Raw genomic sequence first — 1721 nt, 5'->3', positions numbered from 1 at the left:
TGCTTCATATTGGTTTTGGACTTTTGTAATCCAAGTATGAATGCAGTCTTTGGTTGTTATAAAACACGGCGATATACTGAAAAATGTCCTGCTGTGCTGCATAGCGGGTTTGGTAATGCCGCCATTGAATCGCCCCGGGTTTTGAGGAGGCTCCGATATCTGAGAAAATGGAGCCATGAAAAAAACGAATGAATTTTCCCCCGAAGTAAAAGAACGCGCAGTCCGGATGGTGCATGAGCACCGCGGCGAATACCTATCGCAATGGGCAGCAATAGAATCGATTGCGCCAAAGATCGGCTGTGCACCGCAAACACTGCATGAATGGGTGCGCAAACACGAGATTGACACTGGCATGCGAGACGGCGTGAGCAGCGAAGAGCATGAGCGGATCAAAGCACTGGAGCGCGAGGTACGAGAATTACGTCGCGCCAATGAGATTCTGAAGTTGGCAAGCGCTTTTTTCGCCCAGGCGGAGCTCGACCGCAAACTCAAATCCTGATGTTGTTTATTGACCAGTATCGCGGTAGTCACGGAGTTGAGCCGATCTGCAAGGTTTTGCGGGTCGCCTCATCCGGATACTGGCGATATGCAGCGAAGCAACGCAATCCGACATTGCGCTGTGCCCGAGCTATTCGTGATGACGAGCTGATGCCGCAGATACAACGAGTCTGGCAGGTCAACATGCAGGTTTACGGTGCCGACAAGGTTTGGCACCAGCTCAAGCGTGAAGGTATTCAGGTGGCACGCTGTACAGTCGAGCGACTGATGAAGCGGTTAGGACTGGAAGGCGTCAGACGTTACAAAGTTGTGCGTACCACGATTCCAGACAAGGCGATGTCGTGCCCATTGGATAGGGTCAATCGGCAATTCAAGGCAGATCGCCCAAATCAGCTATGGGTATCAGATTTTACCTATGTTTCTACCTGGCAAGGATGGTTGTATGTGGCGTTTGTCATTGATGTCTTTGCGCGGCGCATTGTAGGCTGGCGGGTAAGCAGTTCCATGCATACGGATTTTGTACTGGATGCCCTCGAGCAAGCACTGTATGCTCGGCAACCCGAGCAAGTCGATGCGCTTGGTTCACCACAGCGATAGAGGTTCGCAATACATCTCTATCCGCTATACAGAGCGACTTGCCGAAGCCGGGATAGAACCTTCGGTCGGCGGCAAGGATGACAGCTATGACAATGCGCTGGCCGAAACGATCAATGGGTTATACAAGACAGAGCTGATTCACGAGCATGCCCCATGGAAAAACCGAGAGGCCGTAGAATTAGCTACGTTGAAATGGGTGGCCTGGTTTTACAATCACCGACTGCTGGAGTCTATAGGATACATACCTCCCGCAGAAGCTGAGGTAAACTACTACCGGCAATTCGCTAAGGAAAGCACTACGGTGGTGTAACTTTAACTAAAAAGCCTCCTCAAAACCCGGGGCGATTCAATGGCGGCATTACTAAACCCGCTATGCAGCACAGCAGGACATTTTTCAGTATATCGCCGTGTTTTATAACAACCAAAGACTGCATTCATACTTGGATTACAAAAGTCCAAAACCAATATGAAGCAGAAGCAGCAAAATCGATAAAAGCAGCTTAACTGGGGTGTCCGGTTTTACTTGACCAGGTCAGGTGATCAAACCAGGCAGCTTGCATTGGAACTCGGTTATATCCCGGTTGTCTCACCCAAAACTAATCGGTTGGAGCCTTGGGAATATGACC

Annotated in this window: 4 pseudogenes and 1 other annotated feature; of the pseudogenes, 3 read left to right on the top strand and 1 reads right to left on the bottom strand. The window is 50.1% G+C overall.

What is annotated here, in order from left to right:
- A pseudogene (locus DU481_RS15545) lies at positions 1-133 on the bottom strand (IS3 family transposase); the annotation flags it as partial.
- Between the two features lie 42 nt (positions 134-175).
- On the opposite strand from DU481_RS15545, the pseudogene DU481_RS15540 reads away from it, so the two are divergent.
- The 3 pseudogenes from DU481_RS15540 to DU481_RS15530 all read left to right on the top strand — a co-directional run.
- Positions 176-1405: pseudogene (locus DU481_RS15540) on the top strand (IS3 family transposase).
- Positions 454-570: a sequence feature (AL1L pseudoknot), on the top strand. Its footprint overlaps the pseudogene before it by 117 nt.
- A 37-nt stretch (positions 1406-1442) precedes the next feature.
- Positions 1443-1599: pseudogene (locus tag DU481_RS15535) on the top strand (IS3 family transposase); the annotation flags it as partial.
- A 31-nt stretch (positions 1600-1630) separates the two neighbouring features.
- Positions 1631-1721, top strand: a pseudogene (locus DU481_RS15530) (IS5-like element ISCARN85 family transposase); the annotation flags it as partial.

The organism is Nitrosomonas sp., assembly GCF_040240425.1.
Classification (GTDB): domain Bacteria; phylum Pseudomonadota; class Gammaproteobacteria; order Burkholderiales; family Nitrosomonadaceae; genus Nitrosomonas.
The sequence above is the reverse complement of the archived record's forward strand: the minus strand, read 5'-3'. Positions and strand labels throughout refer to the sequence as shown.